The 24278-nt window shown below is 42.6% G+C and carries 14 protein-coding genes; 9 read left to right on the forward strand and 5 right to left on the reverse strand.

What is annotated here, in order from left to right; translation table 11 throughout:
- Positions 1-13: 13 nt before the first annotated feature.
- On the forward strand, positions 14-2116 hold the full coding sequence (locus AB1Z56_RS24420) for a polysaccharide lyase 8 family protein (protein WP_426790392.1): 2103 nt from the start codon (positions 14-16) through the stop codon (positions 2114-2116).
- Between the two features lie 64 nt (positions 2117-2180).
- On the opposite strand, the gene AB1Z56_RS24425 is transcribed toward AB1Z56_RS24420, so the two are convergent.
- From AB1Z56_RS24425 to AB1Z56_RS24435, 3 genes are all read right to left on the reverse strand, one after another.
- A complete protein-coding gene (locus AB1Z56_RS24425; protein ID WP_426790393.1) occupies positions 2181-3437 on the reverse strand; it encodes a glycoside hydrolase family 88 protein in 1257 nt (418 codons plus the stop codon).
- A 46-nt stretch (positions 3438-3483) separates the two neighbouring features.
- Positions 3484-5412: a heparinase II/III domain-containing protein gene (locus AB1Z56_RS24430; RefSeq protein WP_426790394.1), complete on the reverse strand. Its 1929-nt coding sequence runs from the start codon at positions 5410-5412 to the stop codon at positions 3484-3486.
- 571 nt (positions 5413-5983) lie between these two features.
- Positions 5984-8374: a TonB-dependent receptor gene (locus tag AB1Z56_RS24435; RefSeq protein WP_426790395.1), complete on the reverse strand. Its 2391-nt coding sequence runs from the start codon at positions 8372-8374 to the stop codon at positions 5984-5986.
- Positions 8375-8788: 414 nt separating this feature from the next.
- On the opposite strand from AB1Z56_RS24435, the gene AB1Z56_RS24440 reads away from it, so the two are divergent.
- From AB1Z56_RS24440 to AB1Z56_RS24475, 8 genes are all read left to right on the forward strand, one after another.
- Positions 8789-9409: an RNA polymerase sigma factor gene (locus AB1Z56_RS24440; RefSeq protein ID WP_309364639.1), complete on the forward strand. Its 621-nt coding sequence runs from the start codon at positions 8789-8791 to the stop codon at positions 9407-9409.
- A gap of 63 nt (positions 9410-9472) precedes the next feature.
- Positions 9473-10453, forward strand: a complete 981-nt coding sequence (locus AB1Z56_RS24445) for a FecR family protein (protein WP_426790396.1) — start codon at positions 9473-9475, stop codon at positions 10451-10453.
- Positions 10454-10568: 115 nt separating this feature from the next.
- Positions 10569-14222, forward strand: coding sequence for a SusC/RagA family TonB-linked outer membrane protein (locus AB1Z56_RS24450; RefSeq protein ID WP_426790397.1), 3654 nt, complete (start codon positions 10569-10571; stop codon positions 14220-14222).
- Positions 14223-14236: 14 nt separating this feature from the next.
- Positions 14237-15889 (forward strand): SusD/RagB family nutrient-binding outer membrane lipoprotein, encoded by a 1653-nt coding sequence (locus AB1Z56_RS24455; protein WP_309364633.1) that lies wholly within the window; start codon positions 14237-14239, stop codon positions 15887-15889.
- A gap of 65 nt (positions 15890-15954) precedes the next feature.
- A complete protein-coding gene (locus AB1Z56_RS24460; protein WP_309364632.1) occupies positions 15955-17148 on the forward strand; it encodes a metallophosphoesterase family protein in 1194 nt (397 codons plus the stop codon).
- A gap of 158 nt (positions 17149-17306) precedes the next feature.
- Positions 17307-18155: a glycerophosphodiester phosphodiesterase family protein gene (locus AB1Z56_RS24465; protein WP_426790398.1), complete on the forward strand. Its 849-nt coding sequence runs from the start codon at positions 17307-17309 to the stop codon at positions 18153-18155.
- 93 nt (positions 18156-18248) lie between these two features.
- Positions 18249-18740, forward strand: a complete 492-nt coding sequence (locus tag AB1Z56_RS24470) for a hypothetical protein (protein WP_426790399.1) — start codon at positions 18249-18251, stop codon at positions 18738-18740.
- Positions 18741-19152: 412 nt separating this feature from the next.
- The gene (locus tag AB1Z56_RS24475; RefSeq protein ID WP_426790400.1) at positions 19153-21516 is read left to right on the forward strand and encodes a glycoside hydrolase family 3 N-terminal domain-containing protein; all 2364 of its coding nucleotides are present in this window, start codon (positions 19153-19155) and stop codon (positions 21514-21516) included.
- 56 nt (positions 21517-21572) lie between these two features.
- On the opposite strand, the gene AB1Z56_RS24480 is transcribed toward AB1Z56_RS24475, so the two are convergent.
- Positions 21573-22607 (reverse strand): sialidase family protein, encoded by a 1035-nt coding sequence (locus AB1Z56_RS24480; protein WP_426790401.1) that lies wholly within the window; start codon positions 22605-22607, stop codon positions 21573-21575.
- 161 nt (positions 22608-22768) lie between these two features.
- The gene (locus tag AB1Z56_RS24485) at positions 22769-24205 is read right to left on the reverse strand and encodes an alpha-L-fucosidase (RefSeq protein ID WP_309364622.1); all 1437 of its coding nucleotides are present in this window, start codon (positions 24203-24205) and stop codon (positions 22769-22771) included.
- Positions 24206-24278: the final 73 nt, after the last annotated feature.

A 24278-nucleotide genomic window follows, 5' to 3' on the forward strand; every position in this document is an offset into this window, starting at 1 on the left:
TACTAAAAAACAGATGAAAGGATTACTTATATTTTTATTGTCTTTTGCCTTGGTTATGGTAAAGGGGCAAAACCGAAATGCTTTTGAACTTATCAAAAAGCATGTATATGATGATGAGTTGAGTGGACCATTACCAAATGCAGATAAAATAATAAACTTGCTTAATCAGCTGCGTGCAGATGGTACCTGGGCAGATATCGACTACAGCAGCAAGTCCATATCACTTTGGCCACCTGGGGAGCATTTGGATCGGCTAAGGATGCTTATTATTGCATATATATCACCACAAAGCACATCTTACCAGCAGAAATCACTTTACGATAAAATTCTGCTGGCGGCACAATATTGGGCAAATAATCGTTTTGAATCTTCCAATTGGTGGCATAATGAAATCGCTTCCCCAAAGGCTATAGGTGTTTGTCTTATCCTGATGAAATTCGGAAAAGAAAAGATCCCCCCTGCAATAGAGATCCCACTTGTTGAGCTGATGAAGCGTGGCGATCCTTATACAAAAACAGGGGCGAATAAAAGTGACATTGCCATGCACTATTTTTATCGTGCATTGATCTTGGAAGATGCTGATCTGTTGGCAGCAGCGATGGAGCAGCTGCTTTTTCCGATACAGCTCGTGGATGGCAAGGAGGGACTTCAATACGATTTTTCCTACTTGCAACATGGTCCCCAATTATATATTGCAGGCTATGGGGAAGAGTTTCTGAAAGGGATTTCAAAAGTTATGGCCTATGTACGTGAGACGGCTTATGCAGTTGATCGTAAGAGATTGGACCTTTTTGAACGTTTTCTGAACGAAACATATCTGCCGATAATTCGTTCGCGTTACATCGATTTTAATGTACATGGCCGTGGCATCTCACGTCCCAATATCTTGGAAAAGACACAGGAGACAGCCATATTAAAACAAATGAAGCTGATCGACCCAGCAAAAAATGCCATTTGGAACATGGCGCTTGCAAAACTAGATAGCGTACAGCCTTTTGATGCCGAGAATATCAGTACCCACCGTCATTACTGGAAGGGTGACTATACGACGCATCTGCGTAAACAATTCCATTTTAATGTTAGACTAGCCAGCAACCATACCAATAAATCGGAGTCTGGAAATGGAGAAAATGTTCTTGGTCGCAATATGTCGGACGGAGTAACTAATATTCAGGTATTTGGGCCGGAATATTTTAATATTATGCCTGTCTGGGAATGGGATAAGATTCCGGGGACAACCACAAGAGATTATCTGGGCGATCTGGAATTGAAAGAACAGTGGGGGGCACGTGCAGCCAATAACTTTGCAGGTGGAGTGAGTAACGGGAAGACAGGGGCCTCAGCTATGTCGGTCCAGTATGACGGGGTAACGGCTCAAAAAGCCTGGTTCTTTTTCGATAAGGAAGTCGTTTGCCTAGGTGCCGGTATTCAGTGTGCAGCGCAAGAACCTGTGGTAACAACGTTAAACCAGACCTGGCTAAAGGGACCTGTTGTCTGGAATGGTAAGGAAACGTCTACGCTTGATTCTGTACGAAGACGCGTCGAAAAAGGTGAATTTATAACACATAACAATGTTCTGTATTACTTCCCGGTTGCCATGAAGGTTGGATTGACAACCAAGGATCAGGCGGGTTCTTGGTATCGGATTAACCGTTCCCGTTCCAAAGATCTTGTCCATGGAAAGGTCTTCAAGCTTTGGCTTGACCACGGCGTGACGCCAAACAATGCGAGTTATGCGTATATCGTTGTGCCTGGGACAAAGGTTCTGGATACGAAAGAAATGCAGCGCATAAAAATATGGCAGAATACATCGGACATACAGGCAGTTGAGCATACAGGGCATGGAATTCTTCAGCTCAGTTGTCGTCAGCCGGGCACCTATCAGATTGGAGATTGGTCCATCACGTTAGACCAACCTGTTATTTTGCAATTGAGTCCACAGCCAACCGCAAATATGCAGCTTGATGTGGCAGATCCGTTGCAGCAGGCTAAAACTGTACACGTTCAGCTGGTCAATAAACGTATTGGTGTAAATCGGACTTTGGCAATCCCGCTTCCACAGGGTGAATATGCAGGAAGTACTATGACGAGCACTGTCACTACGGAGAAAAGATAGTCTAAAGCTATTGGAAGACTTATAAAAGCAAATGGGAGATATTTAATATCTCCCATTCGTATTTTTATTTTTCGAGCTGTTTCAACCGCGTCAAACCTTCCAGATAATAATAATCGGCATAGGTGAGGGGAACATCGATTTCCGAATGGTGGGGTAGGCTGCCGACACTATGCTCCAATAAGAAACCACCATTGGTCCCATATTTTGCAAAATAGGTGTTAGTTGATAGTGTTTGCAGGCTTTCCTGAGCGAAAGTCAAATATGATTTGCTTTCGGCGCCAGTGGTCAATGTCGAAAGTTCAATCAGTGCAGATGCTACAATGGCTGCTGCTGAAGCATCCCGAGGTACGAAATTCAATTTTAGCGAAGAAAAATCAGCATCCGTTTTATAACCTGGTTTTCCTGCATTAAAATCCCAATAAGGAATTTTATCTTTTGGAAGATTTGGATGGGTCATGTAGAACTTTGCCGCTGCTTTTGCCGTTTTGAGAAATTCAGGTTTTCTAGTCTCCCGGTACATCATAGTAAATCCATAGATAGCCCAAGCTTGACCGCGTGCCCAGGTTGAATTATCGGCATAGCCCTGGTTCGTTTGTTGATGGAGCGGATGTCCATTGGCATCGTAATCGACCACGTGATAGGTACTATAATCTTTACGAAAATGATTTTTCATGGTTTGGGTTGCATGACTGATTGCCACATCCTTGTACTTTGTGTCTCCAGTCAGGTCGGATACATAACACAACATCTCCAGATTCATCATGTTGTCGATAATAACTGGATATTTCCATAAGGTCTTCCCATCCCAGGACTTCTTCTCGTTCCATGATTTGATGACGCCCACCTGTGGATTATAACGTTTAAGCGCAGTATTGGCTGAATGGATGAGGATGTCCTTATAAGCGGCAACCTTTTTGGGATCTTTGAGGTATTTAATGGCATTGCCATAAGAACAATACATCACAAAACCAATATCATGATGTTGATCAAGGTCTTTGGCTTTTTCAAGTGCCTCTGTCCATTTGATCGCTGCGGCTTCGGTTTCTTTGCTATGGCTATGGTTGTAGATATACCACAGTGATCCCGGGAAAAAGCCCCCGGTCCAATCCCATTCGTCTGTCCCTACTAGTTTTCCTGAGGGGCTCAGTGTGCGTGGAAACTTGTGTTGCTTTTCTGCTGTTTGTTCTAAAAATTGATATTGTTTTTCTGCCGCTTTAAAACTTGCGTCAATAAAGCTTGGTTTGTGATCTGTAAAACTCAATGCAATCAGACTAGAAGCGACGACAAAAAACGTTTTTAGACCTAGTTTTCTTTTATTCATAACGGCTTAGATTCCCAGTAAGTTAACTAATATTCTTGATTCTTTCTTATTTTATTGTCTCTTGGCGAATCGTAAACGTATATTTTCCCGTGGTTTTGATGCTCTTCGCTGTAAGCGTAATACGATAGAGTTCTTTACCCCAGACCTGGCTTAAACGGGGGTCTTCTTGTGGAATGACATCGTAGCTAGCAATGAATTGTCCGGCATCAAATTGAAATTTTGCCTGTCCACTATTCAGCATGATTTCTCCTTTACTGATTTTCGGTTCCTGAGCAACCAGAAAATGGATAATATTGACCTGCTTAGGGCCTTTTACTTTAAAATCATCCTGAATGTCTAGCCCCTTCTGGCCCAGGGTATAACTTCTATTCCAGTACTCAATGTTGGCTGACTTTGGATAGGCTTTTCCAATATCAAGCTGGAATCTATTCTGTGCAGGGAGGAATGCGACATTTCTGGCTTTATATTCCTTTCCAAAAGATTGGTCGGCTCCATTGATCATCGGAACGTTATGGTAAGCACTCTGCATCGTCCAGATACTATATCTTTCGTCGCTAAAGGTCTTTTTGGTATAGGTGCCAACACCGGCATCAATGAACAGTGGTTGTTGATCCTCATATAAGATAAAACTCCCGACATCATTATGGTTGTGACTTTCGTTATTGAAACCACCTTTGGCGGCAAAGAAAAACGGACCCTTTTTCAGGTAAATAAATTGTGTTTCTGGATACCACTTAAAATTGTTTTGAGGAAGTGCAGCTGTAACGTTTTCCAGCTGCGGATAACACCTAAGATCTTCGAAGGCGCGGAAAATATCTCTTGAAGGTTTGAAATTGGCATTTTTGTCGCCAAGATTTTCCATGTATCGGGCAAATTGCATCATTTCACTGCTCCTGACATCCTGTCCATAACGGTAGATCAATAGCGGATCGCTACCTCCTTTGGCAGAAGCGTCAGCGAAATTGACTACCCATTTATCTCCGCCAATATAGGATTGTGCGATGTATTCGCCCATATCGCGAATAATCGGTTTATCAAAAATATTGATCTTGCCCTGGGTTGCCAATGAAAGTATTTTTAGATAATCGTACAGCTTGCCTGCAGCATGCCCCCAATAAGAGGGGCCCTCTTCGCAGGCGCCATCTGTTTTGACATAATTAATAAAGCGATCTACAGACGACATGGTTTTATAAATTCCTGCAAGCTGGATATCCGGATTGTCCTCGGCTAAAAGTAATGCCGTAAGGACATTGAAGTTGCACCAGGGATTCCAGTTATTGACCAGTTGTCCTTCCTTGAGTTCAAATGCCTGCCACCACATATCGTTACGGTCCAGGTAGGGCTGTATAATGCGTTGCTGGATCTGTTGTTTTAGACGGATGCTGATTTCGGGATTGATTTTATTGAACGTATCGCGGAAGAAATAATGAATCCAGGAGAGGAGGGAGCCGACATCACCAGCCATGAGATCGACCACTTGTGTTCGTTCTTGCGGTAGAGACCGCTTGGAGGACTGAAAGGCTCCGAGGTGTGCTGAAAGGGACCATGTCGCCATTTCTGTCAATTGCCAGCTACCATTTAGGATTTGGTCCACATACCGTCCTTGTCCTTCAGCAAGTTCGGCCAACAGCAGGCTAGTCAATGCAGTGCAGTTTTCATTCATTGGCTTTTCCATCATAGTACGGTTGTCTGAACGCTCATATTCGAGGTAGTCTGTCGCTTTGACCACCTGCCATTGGTAGTTCAGGGCTTCATTTCCCTTTTTGATCATACGGTCTTTAAAGGGGGCCATCAGCTTATCCCAGGCCGCCCGATCTGAATAAGCCGGATAGGGAACCCAAGATTTGTCTTTCCCTAGACTGGCTTTCAGGTTTTCTAGCTTAAAAGCTCCCGTCAGTAGGTTTAAATCTTTCCCTAACAGCTTTTGAAAAGAAAAGCTGCTTAGGAAAAATACTACGATTAAATAAATTTTCATGCTTACCAATCTAGATTTTATGGCAGTGATGCCGGATTCATTTTGATTTTTTGTCTTGTCATTGGCCATAGCTTATGCCGGCTTTGGTAGCCCCGGGTGGCGATATAGGCTCCAGGAATACTTTTTTTCGATATAATCTTTGGACACACTGGATAAGGGTATTGCCGAATACACCCAACGATTTTTCGAAACGAATATGTTCTTTATCTTGATCATAGGTTTTTAGATTTAATTGATCTGAAAAATGAATTTTCTATAAAGTGAATTTACAGTGTTTATAGGGAACAAAAGCGGTGTTTTCTCGCAATCGTTTTCGTAATAGCTGGCCTAAAAATTTATGGTCAATATTTGTTTAGCAATGTAAGACTGCTGGGAGTATTTGGATCAATAACCCGAAAGTTGATGTAGTGTACTTAAAGAATTATCTCAGTCGGTTATCGTTTTTTTTTAAATGAGTTCAAAAGCGAAAAATTAGCTCGTCTGATCAATCTATCGTTTGTCTCCAATTACTAATTTTTGGAGACAAACGATCGGGTATGGCTCTTTTGATGATGTTTGTTACAATTTGGTATTAGAATTCAATGCGGTAGTTAATTGTTGGAATAATGCCGGTCCATTTTTGAGGTTCAATGATACGTTTACTGAAATTATAATGCATGCCCACCGTATTTTCTCTGTTGAGGAGATTCTGAATGTCCAAAATAAACAAGTGGCTCACCTTTCTCCTGTTAATCCGATAGCTCGATGAAAAATCAACCCGTACATAAGGAGCTGCAGTCAGCGTATTGATGCGATCTTGGTCAATAATTTCTTCATCCAGACGGAGCGATTCTTCCTCTAGAACTGGTGAATATTTTCTTCCACCTGCATAGATTAATTTGGTATTAAGACCGAACAGATTACTTTTATTCTTTCCAACCGCCCATTCTTTTCCCAACAGCAAATTACCCACATAACGCGTATTAAATGTGGTATTGTATTCCTTCCCATTGAGCGCTTTGAACTTGGAATCAAAAAGGGAAGTAGTTGCCATAAAGTAATAGCCCTGGCTTAATGACTTCTCTAGCGTGAGCTCAATACCGTAATTTTTCCCGGTTCCTTTATTGACAAGCTGACGGTAGCTTGATGTGCCAATGGCTGCAATATCCGATACATTGAGTAAGGAGAAGTTTACCTCGGGGTCAGTCGATACCGGAACATCATAGAGGTGCTGGTAATATATTTCTGTTTTAAATCGGAGCGTTCTGCTCAGGTTCTTTTCATAGCCGATAACGGCTTGAGCAGACCGAGTAGGAGAAAGGAGCTTGTTTGGCTCAGCGCTTGTCTGATTGCCACTTTTGGCAAAATAGTAAGCCAAAGGCTCCAATCTGTTATAAAGGCCTGTTCCAAAGGAAATGGTTTGATCTGCAGCAACGCGCCAGTTTAGGCCGAGCCTTGGTTCCAAAGACCAAGTTTTGCTCAAGGCAAAGTAATTGGCATGTACTCCTGTGTTTAGCGTTAGTTTATCGTTCAAAACTGTTTTTAACTGTGCAAAAGCATCATATGTACTTGTATTTCCATTTTCTTTAATGCGCTCCCGCAAGGTGGCAAGTTCGGTGTCGTAGGTTAGCGCGTAGAGGTCATAACGTAATAAGCTTGCATTTAAACCTGCTCTAAGAGTGTTTTTACTGTTGGCACGATAATTTAACGTACCCGCATAGCGAATGGCTGTATTCGTAAATTTGTCCTTGTGATAGAGGCTTGAAACATAGTCTCGTGTTAAGGTATCGGTCGTGTTGGCGTTCCGGCTAATGGACATAGAAACAATATTGGTAAAGTACAATCTATCGTTCGCAATATATTGATGTTTTAGTCCTGCACTTCCGGCGTTGAATTTTAAGTCCAGATCCTGGGCATCTGTTCGTTCTTCCCATTTTTCGTAATTGCGCTCTGCAGTCTGTTTGAGCTTTCCTAACCCGCCTATACCGAATAAGGAAAAAGTTCCGGCCTTTTTTGTCGGAAATACAAAATTGAAAGAGAGGTCCTGATATTTTGGAACCCCTGTGTCCGAAACTTTTACTCCTACTTTTTCCAGTAGACTCAATGAAGAATAGCGATAACTAATCAAATAGGAGGCGTCACTTCCTTTTTTGAAAGGCCCTTCCAAAGTTGCTCCTACGCCCAAAACGCCGACGTTGAAAGTATATTCACGTTTATCAGTATTTCCTCTGCGAAACCTGAGGTCAAAAACACCCGCCGTTGCATTGTTATACTCCGCAGCAAGTCCGCCTGTGTAGAAATCAGATTTTCCCAATACCATGGTATTGAGCATACTGATCCCGCCCCCTGCAGCGCCTTCGGCTCCGAAATGATTTGGGTTGACAATTTCGATACCCTCCAGCCGCCATTGTAAGCTTTTAGGGGAATTCCCACGAACGATAATTTCATTATCATCGCCTCCAGCAGCAACACCGGGAAAACTCTGTGCCATACGGGCAGGATCAAAAAAAGCTCCTGCATAACGATTTGTCTCCTCGGGCGAAAATGAGCGCCCACTAGTCATCGCCATCTGATTGAGCGGCTGTTTTCCGGCATCGGCATAGACAACAGCCTCGCTCAATGAATTTATTTGCGACTCCATTTCTACGTTGATCGTATTCTCCCGGCCGCTGGTAATGAGTAATTCGGAGAATTCTTCTGGTTTGTAACCGGCCATGCGAACTTGAAGCTGTTGACGCCCGACGGGAACTTTCTGTAGTCGGAATATACCCTGTGTGTCTGTACTTGCCGATTTTGTGCCATCATTGGATGAGATAACAATGGTCGCACCTGCAAGAGGTAATCTGGTGTCCTTATCTATAACTGTTCCTTTGACAGTTTCGGTCACTGTCTGATTTTTGATCTTCGGTGATGCTGGATGCTGGGCTAATGTAAGTCCTGCCTGAAGCGATAGTGCAATGAGTAAGATTGGCGGTAGTTTCATAAAAGATTAGTTTTATCTTTATGACAGCTGAGTTTCTGTTTACCCTTAGCTTTCTTCCATTTTTTTGTTTCTTGCTCCGCTGAGCTGACTGATCTAGCTTTGGTTCAAAAGCTCCAGGGGAAATTTTTGGTGCTTTTTTGATGAATAGTTATTAACAAAAACACTATTGGTTATAAGTGAATTAACATAGTTGTCAACATTTTTTTTGGTTTGACGTTAGCGCGATTGTCTAAACTTGAAAAAATAAAATATTGCAAATGTTTTTAACAAAATATCTTCTCTGTATTAGAAAGTTAACATGTTTATTAACAATTAGGCAGATGCTTTTATACAAATTGGACTACATAGTATATTCAAGTAAAAGTTTCCTCAAAAATTAACATTTTGATAATCTAGCGAGCCTATCTTTGTCAAGTGAAAACTACCGAAGCCAATGTAGATAACCGCTATGTATTGCGTTTTAAAGACGGTGACCCTACTGCCTTTACCTATTTCTTTGAGCTGTATTGGGAGGATCTATACATTGTTGCTTTTCGCCATCTTCAGGAAGAGGCACAGGCTAAGGATCTTGTGCAGGAAGTTTTTATCCATATCTGGGAAAAACGATCACTGATCAACAGTGAATACGATTCCATAAAATTCTATTTCCATAAAGCACTCAAAAACAGAATACTGAATTACTACGCCACCGAACGTGTACGGAAACAGGTACTGGAGAAATCAGTGGAACGCATGGAGTCTTTTTCAAATTTGGACACGCAGGCATTCGCCAGATATCAGGCACTGGAAGCTATTGTGGATGACTCGATCAGCAAATTACCTCAATTGATGCGGTCTGTCTATTTGATGCGTTCTGATAATTGTTCCATCGCACAAATCGCGAAAGAACTTAATCTTGCGGAACAAACAGTCAAAAACTACCTGTCCGAAGCCAAGAAGATGATGCGTAACGACTTAACACAGCGATTTGCAAACCACGATTCTATCTTTTTAGCGCTGGCCGGCAGTTATTTACTTCATTATTATTTAATATAAAAAACATATTTAATTAAAGTACTTTCTGTGTTCTGACCTGTATTAGTATAAAAATTAATACAAGTGAATTTAGAGCGCTTTAAACTTATCATAGCAGATTACCTTGGCGGAAAGTTGACCGACGAGGAGAAAGATCGTGTCGACGGCTGGTATGAGTCCATTTCAAATGAAGATATTGATCCCTTCACAGATGCAAATCATCGGGATAGCATCAGGCATGAACTATTTCTTCGTGTTGGAGTAACCGCTCCATCTGTCAAGACCAAAAAGATGCCGGTTAGAAAACTTATTTGGCGATCTGCAGCAGCAGCTATTCTGATACTGGCTGCTGGCAGTCTGTTATTGTTGCAGCATAACCCCTTGTTTCTTTCTCCGAAGCGAATGGAGACCGCTACAGTGCTCACGGAAATGGTGACCAAAGCAGGTGAATTGAAAGAAATCCAACTGCCTGATGGAACATCTATTTTTTTGAATGGAAACACACGTATTCGCTATGATCGTAAAAGCTTTGTGTCAAATAGAAGATTCTTTTTAGATCGGGGCGAAGCCTTCTTCCGGGTCAAAAGGGATACTTTACATCCATTTAAGATAGAAACAGGCAGCGTTTCCGTAGCAGTCCTTGGAACTTCATTCAACGTAAACAATTCGATGACTGCTAAACAGGTGACTGTCGAGGTTAAAACTGGACGCGTGAGTGTTTCAAGTGAAAAAAATGCGGAGAATCATATTCTCACGCCAGGTAAGGCTGTGCGGTATAACTTGGCTAAAAATCACTTTGAAACCTTCGATAAGGATCCCGCATCCATCAATCTTTGGACACAGGGCGGTATGCTGCTGAATAATGTCGGTTTCGAGGAGCTGAAAGAAATTATTTATAACCGCTATGCTGTTGTACTGGTTGCTGATAATCTGGCTACAGATACATTCAATTATTCGCTGATGATACCTCAGGTACAGTCATTAGATCAAGTGCTGAATATCGTTTGCAGCATTCATCAAATCAAATTTAGGAGGGAGAAAAATGAAATAATCTTATACAAATAAGCTGTAGGGGTAGATCAGCATCTTTTATCTGCTCAAGAAAAGTGCTCACCTGGCAAACCGCTAAATCGACCAGTGAGCACCTGAATATTCATGTTTAAAACATTCATACAAATATATGTATAAAATAATTAAGCTTACCAGCCTTGCGACCAAGCTTGCTCTTTGTTCTATGGTCTCCTGTGCTGTAACCAGTAGCCAGGCCAAGGGACTGGATAGGATCAGCATGGCACATTGGGATAATATCAATATCCATCTCTTGAATGGTAACGCCGCTCAGGCAATACTGCAGTTATCAAAACAAACAGGCCAAGCTATCGGCTACGACAGGAACATGCTCCAACTGGAGCGGATTTCAATTGCAGAAAAAACATTCCAGAATGCAAGTTTCGAAGAGGTGCTCAATTATATTCTAAATGGGACTAATATTAAGTCGAAAAAAGTTGCAGGTGGCATCGTCCTTGTGAAAAATGGCAATAAACAAGAGTTGTATGACTTGAAATTACAGGTTGTCGATCGTAAAAACCAACCGATCGGCGGAGCTTCCGTACGAATTCCGCTGACTGGACAAAGTGCGTCGTCTAATGCGCAAGGTGAGGTGGCCATTAGATTAGCACCAAGTGTATATGACGTCACAGTGACCCACGTTGGCTATGCTAAAAAAGAGCTGAACAGCCTGAGAGTCGATGCCAGCAATGTGAAAGTATATCCGGTGACCTTAACCGAAGATGACAATGAATTGGATGAAGTGGTCGTAACGGCGCTGGGCATCAAACGTCAGGATCGTTCACTCGGCTATGCCGTTGGTAAAATCAAGGGTGAGGACATCAATCGGGTCAACAATGATAATTTTCTCGTAGGGATGGCTGGCAAGGTACCTGGGGTTTCAATCAGCGCTACCGGACCGACTGGCTCCAGTGTAAATATGGTAATCCGGGGAGCATCGTCGTTGAGTACAGATAATCAGCCGTTGTTTGTGGTTGACGGTGTGCCGCTGATGAATAGCTTAAATAATATTGGTCAGATTGGCGATGATAACAAAGTCGATTATGGCAACGCAATCGCCAATATCAACCCCGAAGATATTGACAATATCTCTATATTGAAAGGGCCAAGTGCGGCAGCTCTTTACGGTTCACGAGCAGGAAATGGTGTGGTGCTGATTACGACCAAAAGTGGTAAAAATGCGGAGAAGATGACGATTGCTGTCACGAGCAATACTGTATTCGATATTCCTTATAAATTTATTGATCTACACAATAAATTTGCAAGCGGTACAATGCCCTGGAGACCGGGTGACCTACCGGGTAATCTGGTGATTGAAGAGGAATCAAGTGTGATGGTGGGGCCTGCTTTGGATAAGGGTTATAAAGCTGTCCAATGGAACAGCCCTCTTGATGAGAATGGCAAGCCTATTCCTACAGAATTAAAATCTTATCCAAATAATATCAAGAACTTTGTTCAAACAGGGATCACAAGTACCAATGGAATTTCCTTGAGCAACAGAAGTGAAAAACTAGATTATCGTTTTTCTTATTCCAATATGGCCAATAAGGGAATTATACCCAATTCGGATCTGTTCAGAAATACCTTGAATATCAATTCGACCATGCGCCTCCGTAAGAGCCTGACATTGGGACTTGCACTTGATGCCAGTAGAAATAACTCCAACAACAGACCTGCAGGCAATCGGGGCACCAATCCTATTCAGGCGGCCTATGAGGTTGCACCCCATATCAATATCCTGGATTTACAGGACTATTGGCTGCCGGGACAGGAAGAGATCCAACAGCGTTCGCAGTCAATAGGAAATCACAATAACCCTTATTTTCTTGCCTATGGTGTGAATAATGCTTTTACGAGAGATCGCGTTTTTGGAAATCTAAGATTAGATTGGACCATCAAAAAAGATTGGACAGCCATGATTCGATACGCAACGGATATCTATTGGGAAAACAGGGAAACAAAAATCCCTTATAGTTATACGAACGAACCTAGAGGTGCTTATGGGATTGTTAATCTGATGAATATGGAACAGAATATAGACTTTCTGACCACGTATAGCAAAAAATTGGCTGCCTTTCAGTTCACAGGCTCATTGGGTGGAAACCTGCGCTATAACCGTGGTAAATCTGTGCAAAACACATCAAAGAATGGCGCTGGACTCATTACGCCGGGACTCTACACATTGGCTAATATTAGTCCGCTCAATCTGGATTTTTACAGCACAATTTCCGAAAGAGCCATAAATAGTGTTTACGGACTGATTAATTTAAGTTATCGGGATATGGTTTACCTTGATGTAACGGGCCGCAATGATTGGTCAAGTACCCTGCCTGTTAATAATAGGTCCTATTTCTATCCGTCAGCATCCCTCAGTGTATTGGCCAATCAGGTTTTTTCGCTACCTAAAACGATCAATTTGGCCAAGCTGAGAGCTGGTATCGCGCGTGTCGGAAATGATACTTATCCCTATAACCTCTCCAATGTACTGAGTAACCCTGGCAGCTGGGGAGATGTGTTGCGGTTGACACGCTCGGGTTCACTTCTGGTGCCTAATCTGAAGCCCGAAATTGCCACTTCTTACGAATTTGGTTTTGACCTAGGAATGTGGAATAATAGACTGAAGTTTGAAGGAACCTATTATAAACTGGAGAACAAAAACCAAATTATTTCGACAACGCTTCCGGGCTCAAGCGGCTTCAATTCAAAAAATATCAATGCTGGATTATTGAGCAGCCGAGGTATTGAACTAGCTCTATCTGGACGGCCCATTGCCAAAGAAAATTGGTCCTGGGATGTTGGCGTCAATTGGCACCGCAATCGTACCCGTATCGATGAGCTTTCAGAGGGTGTAGAATTCTATACGTTCTGGACCGACGGCCGGGGTGGAGCACGTACCTATGTTGGTGAGGAAATTGGGGATCTGTACGATTCCAAGCTAGTGACGGTTGAGGATCAATCATCACCTTATTACGGATTTCCTATTCTCAATAAAAACGGTTCCTGGCAAGCTGTGCGTATCAACAATAGCCGCAATAAAATTGGCAACTTCAATCCGGATTTCACCATGGGACTGCAGTCAAGTCTCCGTTATAAAAAATGGACAATGAATATTGCTGCAGATATGCGTTTTGGTGGGAAATTTATGTCGCAGACTTACCGCTATTTTGAATCGAACTTAACCACGCAACGCTTTCTTGATCAGATGATCAACCCCAATGGAATGACAGGAGAAACACTTCGTAATTATTTGGTGGATAATAACCTCGTCCGTGTACAAGGCAATCGTTATCCCATTGTTGGTGGGCCAGGAGAAGAGTATGGCGGCTATCCGATCAGTGTGGGTGGCATGGTTGGCAATTTTGGAGTTTTTAATCCAGGAGTTATTGCCCAATATGATGCGAAAGGCAACATTACCGGATATACAGAGAATCTCGGTGGCGAAGGAACAAAATATATCGCTTACTCGGACAATTATCCATGGGATTTTATGAATGCAGCTACATTTGACGCTTCTTTTATTAAACTTCGGGAACTGTCATTTAGCTACGATTTATCGGGAAAATGGCTAAAACGTCTCGGGATAGAAAATGGTAGTGTAGGCATATATACCCGTAACCTGATCTTATGGACCAAAGCGAAAGTAGGCATAGACCCGGAAATGGCCTTCCAGCCGGAAACTGGTATTGGTTTTAAGCAAGGGATTGAACGTTATAACGTTACCCCTTGGTCAATGCCTATTGGATTTAAAGTTAATGTGACATTTTAATACACGAAATTATCATGAAAAATCAGTTGAAGAGATTCACAATGGCGGTAGTTGGCTTGGGGATCGTATGGAATATTTCAGCTTGTAAGGATCTGACTGAACTTAATATCAACCCGAATGGGGTAAGTGAGGAGGATGCCAATCCCAACCTGCTATTACCGACGATATTGACAGGAACAGCAAAAAGATACAATGAATTGAGCTTCTCAGATCTCGGGGGAGTAATGCAGCATACCCAATTTGATGCTTGGTTCAATTCACATAATGATTATGAATGGACTGGTGGAATTTTGAGTTGGGATTCCTATTATGGTTTTCTACGCGACAATGAACTTATGCGTAAACGTGCGGAGAAATTAGGGCTAGATTTCCATAAAGGAGTTTCTCTAGTGATGCGTGCTTATCTATTTGGATTGGTTAGTGATCTATGGGGGGACGCACCTTATACAGATGCGTTGAAAGCAGAATTGGGAGACGCGGTATACAATTTTCCGAAATATGACAGCCAGGAAATTATCTATAAAGGAATTATCGACGAACTGAAAGAAGCCAACGAACTTCTATCACGACCTGATGGTTCCTATGAGGTGCTGGCTAATGCAGATGTTTACTTTGGGGGCAAGGCTTCGAAATGGCGCCGGTTTGCCAATTCGTTAGCACTACGGTATTATATGCGTCTTTCCGAAAAGTCCCCAGCTTTTGCCAAACAGGGGGTTGAAAGTATTGTTGCCAATGCGGAGAGATTTCCCCTCATTACCAGTTCGACCGATGATGTGCTGATGGACTTTGTTGGAAATAATGCGAATGATTCCTGGCCTTCCAATACCTTATATGATGCCAGCGGAAGCAACTATAGAAGGATGAAAATGTGTGCAACCTTGGTCGATAGGCTACAGGAACTTGGCGATCCACGTTTAGCAGTATGGGCAAGAAAGGTCGACATCCCTATTGAAGTTCGTAATAGCGAACCTGCAGGTACCGATAAAATTGTTAATGGAGTCCGTATCGTGTCGCCAGATGTCGTTAAAGGCATTCCAATTGATACGGATAAGGAATATGTTGGATTACCACCAAGTGGTTCTAAAAATCCCTCGGCTTATAACCTCAATCCGACGCCCGGACAGACTTCGATCAATCCACATGTTTCTTATCTCAATGATAGCTATCGTTCGGCAAAAGGAGGTTTGTTGAAGGCAAGATTGCTTTCGGCGGCAGAAGTAAATTTCATTTTGGCAGAGGCAGCGTGGAAAGGCTGGACTATGCCAGCTTCAGCCCGTACCTACTATGAACGTGCGATTCAAGAATCTTTAACCAGTTGGGGAAAGACGGCCGAATATTCCAATTATATCCTTCAGAAAGGGGTGAGTTTTGAAAACAGCCAAGCACAAATTATTGAACAAAAATGGATCGCAAGCTGGTCAACAGCTGCACAATCGTGGTTCGACTATAGACGGACGGGATACCCTGTGCTAAAAGCAGGACCTGCGGCCATTCGTACACAGCTTCCTGTACGTGTACCTTATATGCAGACTGAAATGAGTGTGAATCAAAAAAATGCTGAAGAGGCCTTGAAACATATTGAAAAGACGGCGTATTCACAGGCCGATAATGAAAATAGTGCATGGTCAAAGCCTTGGTTACTACAAGGAACAAACAAGCCATGGTAATTACTGATCCTAAATAGGAAGTCATTAAAACGAGCAATAAAATCGCTTATAAAATCAATACTACAATGAAAATAAAACATCTTCTTTTTGTCATTGGCTTGTGCTGTACTTTATTTGAAGGCAAAAGCCAGACAACTACCGTGTATAAACAACCGGATCGGATTACGCTGACCTGGTCCGATGATCCAAGCCATACGCAGTCTGTGTCTTGGCGCGTAAATGCTAAGGAGGGCAAAATCATCGGTCAGATTGCCGAAGAGCAAAGCAATCCTGAACTTGAAGCAAAGGCATTAACCGTACAGGGGGCAGCAATCTCGCTCGATAGAGAACAGCAACAGGATACCTATGGACAGATAACCTTCCGTGATTTAAAACCTGGTACGACCTATGCTTACCGCGTTGGCGACGGTACTAATTGGAGCCCTTGGAATCAATTCAGGACAGCGGAGCTTTCGGGCGCTTTTTCCTTTATTTATTTGGGAGATGCACAGAATGACTTACGTTCACGGTGGTCACGTGCCATTCGTCGTGCGTTTCAGCAGGATGCAAATGCCCGTTTTATTGTTCATGCCGGGGATTTGATCAATCGTTCGAATGCCGACGAGGAGTGGGCAGAATGGCATGAGGCTGCAGGGTTTATTCATCAAATGATCCCAGCTGTTCCGACCCCGGGGAATCATGAGTACCGCCGAGACTCACTTGGCAAACTTGTATTGGATCCGCATTGGAAAGTTCAGTTCAACTTGCCGAAGAATGGACCTGCGGGTATGCAGGATGCTGTTTATTACTTGGATTATCAGGACCTGCGCATGATCTCTCTAAATTCACAATTGATTATGCTGGACTCGGCAGCAGCAGCAACGCAGGAAAAATGGCTGGAAAAGGTGCTTGCGTCCTCAACCAAAAAATGGAATATTGTTGTGCTGCACCATCCTGTTTATTCAACAGCAAAAAATCGTGATAACACGATCTTAAGGGAACGTTTCAAATCGATTTTTGAGAAATATGGTGTCGATTTGGTGCTTCAGGGGCACGATCATACCTATGCTCGTGGCGGGCTGGGTAAAAAACGACCTATTTATCTCCTGTCTGTAGCGGGACCTAAGATGTATGAATCAGATTCTGAGCGCTGGATGGAAGTTGCGACCTCACAGACACAATTGTATCAAGTGATCAGGCTGACGGCCAATAAACTTTATTTTTCAAGTTACAAGCTGAATGGTCAGTTATTTGATTCATTCGAGTTGTCGAAAAAATAAAAATGAATTGATGGAGTATTCCGATTACAAGCGAAGTACTCCATCACTAAGCCGCGGATTGGCACCAATGAGGCGATTGTAAATTAATTGAAGCCAAACAGTGAGCTTCTACCTGATAACTGAATAAAAAGTTTGCTTAAAAAAATAGCGATACAGCAATGAAAAAGATTTTATTTTCTACTATCTTGTTGAGTATGATAGTAAGTTCTACAACCCATTTATATGGCCAGTCGATAGCGCTGATAAAAAAGCTCGATGAAAAAAGTTTACATGTCGCGGCTCACCGCGGAGCCCATCTGGAGCAGCCTGAAAACTCTATTGCTGCTATCGAGGAGGCTATTCGGCTGGGGGCTTCTGTGGTAGAGGTGGATGTTAGGGCAACCAAAGATGGTGTACTTGTGCTGATGCATGATAAAACGGTGAACCGTACTACAAATGGACAGGGAGAGGTTGCTAAACTAACGTATGCTGAGCTTCAACAGCTCCATTTACGCAAAAAGGCAAATAGTGAAGCCTCGGATCATGTTATACCAACTTTATCGGAAGCTTTGCGTGTAGCAAAGGGAAAAATTATTGTTGATCTCGACTTCAAGGAAGATCGCAAAGAGTTTATTAAGAAAACCTATGCGCTTGTTGAACAGGAAGGGATGGAAGACCAGGTGCTATTTTTTCTTTACGATTACAAAGACATGCCCAAGATTTACAAACTTAATCCAACGATAACGCTTTTCCCGAGGGCACGTAGTGTGAAGGATCTAGAGGCCATACTAAAGATGAAATTAACGACGATCGTGCATCTTGATGAGTTTTTTATTGATACTGAAAAACTTAATGCATTGCGCCAACAAGGCATTTATTTTTGGATGAATAGTTTGGGGGAATATGACGACAAAGCAGAACAGGAGGGAGAGGAGGTTTATCGATCTTTTTTGGAGAAATATCCTTTTGTGCGTCTTATTCAAACAGATCATCCTAGTTTGTGGCGCGAAGTGCTTTCCGGCTCATAGTCTATTTTTATCTGTTTAGTTAAAAATGCTTGATTTTATTGTAGCGATATTGTTAGAACGATCGTCATACAGCTATAACTAATAGAAACCGCAATGAATAAATTATTTACGGGCAGTTTTGCTATTCTCTTTTTACTGACGGGCTGTAGTAAGGAAAATGAAGTGACTGTACCTATGGATGTCCAAAAACAGCTGGAAAGTTTTGAATGGAGTCCTATCGTGTCTGCAAAAGGGACGACAAATGAGCAATTGAAGCACAAACCGAAAGATTGTGAAAAGAATAATGTGTATACGTTCACATTTTCTGAATCAGCTAATAAGTTCACTGTCAATCGTGGTAAAGAACTATGTGGGGATGATAAGCTAACATTTGAAAGTTTGATTTTTGCTGAACAACAGCATCGCGCATTTATCTATGATAAAGAGAAGAAAAGTATCAAGTTTGCCGACAGTAGCCCTTACCAAAGTTATGAGGTACAGCTTGATGGTGATCAGCTCATATTAATTTCACGCAATAATAATCCTGCAGCATACGCAGCTCCAATTGAATACTATTTTCAAGGTAAGCGAGCGGCAACAAAATAAGTAGTATATTTCCTTTAACATTCAAAAGAAAGACGGCTTGCCGTCTTTCTTTTTTTGTTCAGATATGCATGAATAAAATCTCATTCTACTCACTGGATCAATTTCTACTGCTCCTTTATGTAGTGCTGATCTCGCAATGTACGAGAAGGAATTTCGTGTATTTTGCGATTTGTTTTCCTTCATTTCAGCAGGTAATTTAAAATAGACCGTTGATTGTGCTGTTTTACGTTAATGCTGTTTACATCGATGATGCCGCTATATCGATTATTAAAAGAACAAGGAATCAAAATTTAACTTGATTATTTCTGCTAAATCGTTAATTTAGTGTTTTTGAAACCGGTTGCATAAACTGGGTGATGTGATATATTCAGATCATGGCAAAGAATAGAAAATAGAAAAACAATAATCTAATATGAAAGTCCGTATATTACTTTTGACGGCAATGACCTCATTGCTCTGTCCACAGCTCCAAGCCCAGCAATTCCCTTATAAAAATAGTACTTTGCCTACTGAAAAACGCGTAAACGATCTATTGGGAAGAATGACTGTCGAGGAAAAAGTCGGACAATTGAGTAAACTGCTGGGATGGGATATGTATTCCAAGAACGGAAAGCAGGTGACAATCAGTGATAAATTACGAAAAGCAGTAAAAGAACAACATATCGGATTATTGTGGGCTACCTTACGTGCCGATCCCTGGACACAGAAAACACTGCTGAATGGTCTGAACCCTGTAGAAGCTGCGCGCGCTACAAATGCGATCCAACGTTATATGGTGGATAGTACACGACTGGGCATTCCATTGTTATTGTCTGAGGAGGCGCCACATGGACATATGGCTATTGGTGCAACAGTGTTCCCTACGGCGATCGGACAGGCGAGTACATGGAACCCACGGTTGATTCAGGATATGGCATCAACAATCGCTATGGAGACTTATGCCGTGGGTGGTAAAAATGGCTATGGTCCTGTATTGGACTTAGCACGAGATCCGCGTTGGTCCAGGACAGAAGAGACCTATGGAGAGGATCCCTATCTTATTGGACAAATGGGAAGTGCAATGATCCGTGGTTTTCAGGGTGAGAAGCTAGGTGAGCGCGATAAAATAATAGGAACTTTAAAGCATTTTGTAGCCTATGCGGCACCGGATGGCGGTCACAATGGTGAGTCCGTATCGTTTGGAGAACGAAGCCTGAGACAGTATTTTCTGCCGCCTTTTGAGCGTGCTGTAAAATCGGGAGCTGGGTCGGTGATGACGGCATATAATAGTATTGATGGTATTCCTTGTTCTGCCAATCCATGGCTGCTAAAAGACATCTTACGCAAAGACTGGGGATTTAGTGGTTTTGTTGTGTCCGATCTATTGAGCATATCGGGGCTTAATGGGGGACATGCCACTGCTGCTACCGCTGAAGAAGCGGCTTCACAGAGTATACATGCTGGACTGGATGTAGACTTAAGCGGAACGGGCTATGGTCCTAATCTGCTCAAGGCTGTGCAGCAAGGGCTTGTTGAACCCGCCGTTCTTGATACAGCAGTAGCCCGTGTATTGCGTATGAAGTTCAATCTTGGGCTTTTCGATCGTCCTTATGTGGATGAGAAATTGGTCGCTCAAAAAGTTGCCACCGTACAAAATAAAATGGTAGCAAGGCAGGTTGCCAGAGAGTCCATTGTTTTGCTTAAAAACGATCAGCATATACTACCGTTAAGTAAATCGCTCAAACGAATTGCAGTCATTGGGCCGAATGCCGACAATACCTATAATCAGCTGGGAGACTATACTGCTCCACAGGCTGAAGGTAAAGTGCAGACCTTGCTGACGGGAATCCGGGCGGCAGTCGATAAAAATACCAAGATCGATTATGTTAAAGGATGTGCGATCCGTGATACCAGCAATTCCGATATCGCTGCTGCTGTCGCAGCTGCAAAGCAGGCCGATGCAGTGGTTTTAGTCCTGGGTGGTTCGAGTGCACGTGATTTTAAAACCTCATATCAAGCAACTGGAGCAGCTAATGTTGATCCCAATACGGTAAGTGATATGGAGAGTGGAGAAGGATTTGATCGTGTTTCTCTTGATATGATGGGCGATCAGATCAAGTTGCTGAAAGCGGTGCAGGCGACAGGAAAACCAGTTGTACTTGTAACGATTATGGGGAGACCATTGAACTTAAATTGGGCAGCTGAACATGTGCCGGCAATTGTGAATGCCTGGTACCCCGGACAGGAGGGAGGCTTGGCTATTGCAGATGTCTTGTTTGGTGACTACAATCCCGCTGGAAGATTACCGATTTCGGTACCTCGTTCGGTCGGCCAGCTTCCAGTACATTACAATCATACAAAACCCAAACACCACGATTATGTGGAAATGTCGGCCAAACCATTGTATGCTTTTGGATACGGACTGAGCTATAGTAGTTTTGATTACAGTAATTTACAGGTCAACCTGAAAGAAAGCGGCGATGATTTCCTTTGTACAGTGTCATTCGATGTCGCTAACATGAGTAAATTGGCTGGTGATGAGGTGGCGCAATTATATGTTGTTGATGAGGTAAGTTCGGTTGTAACGCCAGTCATGCAGCTGAAGCGATTTGAACGTAAAAGCATTGCAGCAGGGAAGACAGCGAGCTATTCTTTTCAATTGAGCAAAGAAGACCTCAAACTTTGGAATGCAGGTAACGCATGGAAGACTGAGAAAGGAAAGTTTAAATTTTTGGTAGGAGCATCTTCCGATGATATCCGACTTAAAGGCGAAATGGAATTAACGAGAGATTATTAATCCTAAACCACAAACTATAGCATAGGGTTGCCCAATTTTGGACAGCCCTATTTTTTTTATTTGAGCACAATATGTTTGATACTTTTTCTGTTCCAGGTATAGGTGATATGGATGAAGCCCTTCGGATCCTGAATGATTGTCGGATACGAATACTCATCGTTCTTTACCCCATCTTCCAAGGTTAGGACGTCTTTCCATTGTAAGCCATCCTTCGATATGGCGACGTGAAGTTTTGTCCGTCCTTCCCACCAGTCGTTGCCTGCTATGGCTGGATTGAAGACGATCATAAATAAACCATTGTTTAAGCGGATGGCGTCGGTGGCCGAATTGGGATTGAGCAGGTTTGTCGCTTGCCAGGAACCCCAGGTAAGGCCTTGATCTGTCGAAAAAGCGGCCATCACCTTATTTTCTTTACTTCGGCAGAGTACCTGAATGCGTCCATCTGCATGTTGGATTACACTTGGCTGAATGACCTGTATGCTCGTGTCGGGGCGTATCGCGCTGATAGACCAGGAACGGCCGTGATCCCGGCTGATTTCCAGATGGGCTTTCCATATTTCTTCTTTGGATTCCGTGCTGGAAGGGGAGAGCAGCAATCCGTTTTTCAGGGTGAGTGGCTTATTCTTGATAGGTCCCAATATACCCTCAGGTAATTGTTGTTCAGCAGACCAACTAGCTCCTTTATCTAGGGAATGTTTGACGTAGCCTTTCCACTCTCTTGGGTTAGGACCTACTTTATAATATAAAAAGAGGGTGTCACTGTGCGGATATTGATAGAAGACAGGATTCCAGGTCGGAAAACGCGTGTCACCAAGTATGCCGTCTGCAATCTGTACAGGGGCCTGCCATTGTCCATTGCTGTATAGGGAACTCCAGATGACGACGTCGGGGTTAGATTCATGCGTGCCACCAAACCAGGCTGCCAATAAGCTGTCTTTTCCGATGACTTGAATGGTGGAAGCATGGCATTGTTGGAATGGAACCTGACCTGTTTTAAAGATTTGTTCCGACACCAGGATCTGAGGTTTATACGTTGCACATGAAGATAAGAACAGGATTATAATTAAGGAAATTAGGTTGATTTTTTTCATTGGAATTCAAGGGTTTTAAAAACCAGATGGTGAGTTTATTCTTATTTTTTAGGAAAGAAGCGTTGCGGTTCGGGTGTTGGCAGACTGACACCTTCATTAGCAGTGTCTATGGTTGTTTGAATCGTCAATTGCCGTTGGATATAATCCAACGGCAATTTGTCTTATTTACCTTGCAATTGAATTGCTGTGGCATAATTAAATCTTGTACCAGGACTTCTCAAGGTAATTTGATTACCGCGTTGAGACCAGTCCAATTTGCCTTTATGACCTAGGATAGCGATCTTTTTGACGCTGAAATTATCAGGTACCTGAAAGACGTATTCATTGGGCTGCTGGTAAGCATCTCCTTCAGAAAGATGGAAAACATTGACCACTTTACTGTCTTTGCTTCTGGTGTAGTAATAGTCACCTTGGTGATAAGGCGCAATCGTACGGGTTGCAAAAACGGCGGTTTGATTGATTTTCATCCAAGCGGCTAATTCATTCAAGCGATCGTATGCAGCCTGATCGTAATCTCCGGTAGGACCGGGCGCTATATTCAAAAGATAGTTTCCGCCACGGGAAATGATCTTTACCAATGTTTCTACGATTTTTTTGGTCGGTTTGTATTGGTCGTTGGGAACGTAGCTGAACGAATTACCCATGGTAATACAACTTTCCCACGGAATATCCAAAGGATGTTCAGGAATCGCCTGCTCAGGTGTTACATAATTTTCCCAGTTCCCAGGAACAGTACGGTCAACGACGATAATACCCGGTTGATTTTTTCTTGCCATGCCACCGATGCGGTCCATGTCAATATTTTGATCCATTTTGATCGTCTGTTGCCAGTCAACAGATTTGTCAACCGTTTCTAAGGGACGGACTTGGCCACCATCTAACCAAAGGATATCAACCTTGCCATATTCGGAAGTCAGCTCGTTAATTTGATTGTAGGTAAAATCTTTGAATTTTTGCCAGCGTTCCGGGTATTTTTTAGGATCATAATTTACATTTCTATCTTTTGGAGGGAAGTATGACCACCAGTAGTAATCAGAGTGCCAGTCCGGTTTGGAGAAATAAGCACCAATTTTAAATCCATCGTTGCGGAATGTGTTGAAGATCTCTTTGGTTACATTTGCTTTTGGATTTGTCGAAAATGGCGTTTTGGAAGAGGTGATTTTATAATCCGACTCCTTGGTATCGAACATGGCAAATCCATCGTGATGTTTGGTCGTAAAGACGACATATTTCATGCCGGCTGCTTTTGCAGCATCAGCCCATTTTTGTGGATTAAAATCTGTTGGATTAAAGGTGGTTTGCAGATTTTCGTAGTTCTTGAGGTATTCAAAATAGGTTTTACCATGTTCGGGTTTGCGCTGGGTCCAGCCTTCATCTTCAGGGCAGATGCTCCAGCTTTCTACGATTCCCCATTGGCTGTAGGTGCCCCAGTGCATGAAAAGGCCAAACTTCATATCTTGCCATTGTTCAAGATTTTCAATCACTAAGGGATCTGTCGGTTTTTGATAGCCATTAGATACGTTATGTGCTTGACTAAACGCTAGCGTTGTGCTTGAAGCGATTAGCGCGGTGGTTATAATGGTTTTTAGTTTTTGCATGGATAAAGATAATGAAAATGATAAAAAGAAGGCCACCTTAGGTGGCCTTCTTAATAGATAGATGTAGTTAATA

This window comes from Sphingobacterium sp. WOUb80 (assembly GCF_050058145.1).
Taxonomy (GTDB): domain Bacteria; phylum Bacteroidota; class Bacteroidia; order Sphingobacteriales; family Sphingobacteriaceae; genus Sphingobacterium.

Excerpts from the sequence above, each read along its gene's own strand:
- AB1Z56_RS24420 (WP_426790392.1), top strand. The coding sequence starts at position 14 with ATGAAAGGATTACTTATATTTTTATTGTCTTTTGCCTTGGTTATGGTA.
- AB1Z56_RS24425 (WP_426790393.1), bottom strand. The coding sequence starts at position 3,437 with ATGAATAAAAGAAAACTAGGTCTAAAAACGTTTTTTGTCGTCGCTTCT.
- AB1Z56_RS24430 (WP_426790394.1), bottom strand. The coding sequence starts at position 5,412 with ATGAAAATTTATTTAATCGTAGTATTTTTCCTAAGCAGCTTTTCTTTT.
- AB1Z56_RS24435 (WP_426790395.1), bottom strand. The coding sequence starts at position 8,374 with ATGAAACTACCGCCAATCTTACTCATTGCACTATCGCTTCAGGCAGGA.
- AB1Z56_RS24450 (WP_426790397.1), top strand. The coding sequence starts at position 10,569 with ATGTATAAAATAATTAAGCTTACCAGCCTTGCGACCAAGCTTGCTCTT.
- AB1Z56_RS24455 (WP_309364633.1), top strand. The coding sequence starts at position 14,237 with ATGAAAAATCAGTTGAAGAGATTCACAATGGCGGTAGTTGGCTTGGGG.
- AB1Z56_RS24460 (WP_309364632.1), top strand. The coding sequence starts at position 15,955 with ATGAAAATAAAACATCTTCTTTTTGTCATTGGCTTGTGCTGTACTTTA.
- AB1Z56_RS24465 (WP_426790398.1), top strand. The coding sequence starts at position 17,307 with ATGAAAAAGATTTTATTTTCTACTATCTTGTTGAGTATGATAGTAAGT.
- AB1Z56_RS24470 (WP_426790399.1), top strand. The coding sequence starts at position 18,249 with ATGAATAAATTATTTACGGGCAGTTTTGCTATTCTCTTTTTACTGACG.
- AB1Z56_RS24475 (WP_426790400.1), top strand. The coding sequence starts at position 19,153 with ATGAAAGTCCGTATATTACTTTTGACGGCAATGACCTCATTGCTCTGT.
- AB1Z56_RS24480 (WP_426790401.1), bottom strand. The coding sequence starts at position 22,607 with ATGAAAAAAATCAACCTAATTTCCTTAATTATAATCCTGTTCTTATCT.
- AB1Z56_RS24485 (WP_309364622.1), bottom strand. The coding sequence starts at position 24,205 with ATGCAAAAACTAAAAACCATTATAACCACCGCGCTAATCGCTTCAAGC.